Raw genomic sequence first — 1075 nt, 5'->3', positions numbered from 1 at the left:
CGCGGACGGCGCGTCCGGCTGTCGCGGCGCAGGCGCAGGGGGCGCAGGCGTCGGCGGCGGCGTGGGCGCGCCCGTCAGGCGATCGATCGTCCGCCGAAATTCGGGCTGACAGCCGTAAGCGGAGGCCAGGACCACCGCCACCGCGAACCCGATCGCGAACCCCGTTTTGACCGCCTTACCCATCACCCGAACGCCCGTATCGAAGGTTTCGGAGGCGAATGACGTCATCGTCATCCCCGCTCCATGCATTTCTCCTACACTGCGGGCGCCCGCCGCGCACCTCCGATCACTCTGCTCGCCCCTGGTCTTATCCGTGCCCGCTCTTCGTCTTGACCGCCGTGACCCCGCGGCGCCAACTCATCTCATGACCCGAATCCGAACCGTCTGCGTCTATTGCGGCTCCAGCCCCGGAGCGGATCCCCGGCACATGGAGGACGCGGCGGCCCTGGGGCGCGCGCTGGCCGAGGCCGGCGTCGGCCTCGTCTATGGCGGCGGCAACATCGGCCTGATGGGCGCGGTCGCCCGCGCGACGCTCGCCGCCGGCGGCCATGTGACGGGAATCATTCCGCAGTTTCTGGTGGACCGCGAGGTGATGCTCGCCGACGTGCAGGAGCTGGTCGTCACCGAGGACATGCACGAGCGCAAGCGCATCATGTTCGAACGCTCCGACGCCTTCGTGGCGCTTCCCGGCGGCGTGGGCACGCTGGAGGAACTGGTCGAGCAGATGACCTGGGCCCAGCTCGGCCGCCACGACAAGCCGATCCTGATCGCCGATTTCGGCGGCTTCTGGAGCCCGCTGATCGCCCTTCTCCACCACATGTCCGCCCAGGGCTTCATCCGCCCCGGCATGGCGGTGCCTTACGTGGTGGCGACCACCGTCGATCAGGTGATTCCCCTGCTGGAGAACGCCGCGCGGCTGATCGACGACCTGTCCGAGCCGGACGAGCTCGCCCTGCAGCAGCTATGACGGGGCCTTAAGGTCAGAACGGCGGCGCGCGGCGGCTGGCGCGCCACAGCCGGGCGAGCCTGAGCCAGCGCGGCCCGTCGCCGCCCCCGCGCCGGTCGAGATCCGACC

2 protein-coding genes are annotated in these 1075 nt (G+C 70.2%); one reads left to right on the top strand and one right to left on the bottom strand.

What is annotated here, in order from left to right:
- A partial coding sequence (locus ACFQ4O_RS17780) for a hypothetical protein (RefSeq protein ID WP_378777741.1) occupies positions 1 to 228 on the bottom strand: 228 nt, incomplete at its 3' end.
- Between the two features lie 136 nt (positions 229 to 364).
- Here ACFQ4O_RS17780 and ACFQ4O_RS17775 point away from each other — a divergent pair.
- A complete protein-coding gene (locus ACFQ4O_RS17775) occupies positions 365 to 967 on the top strand; it encodes an LOG family protein (RefSeq protein ID WP_378777740.1) in 603 nt (200 codons plus the stop codon).
- The last annotated feature ends 108 nt before the right edge of the window (positions 968 to 1075 follow it).

The sequence above is a fragment of the Methylopila musalis genome, assembly GCF_042679725.1.
Classification (GTDB): Bacteria; Pseudomonadota; Alphaproteobacteria; order Rhizobiales; family Methylopilaceae; genus Methylopila; species Methylopila musalis.
This window is presented reverse-complemented; position numbering and strand designations above follow the sequence as displayed.

Coding starts and splice junctions, on each gene's coding strand:
- ACFQ4O_RS17775 (WP_378777740.1), top strand. CDS start 365: ATGACCCGAATCCGAACCGTCTGCGTCTATTGCGGCTCCAGCCCCGGA.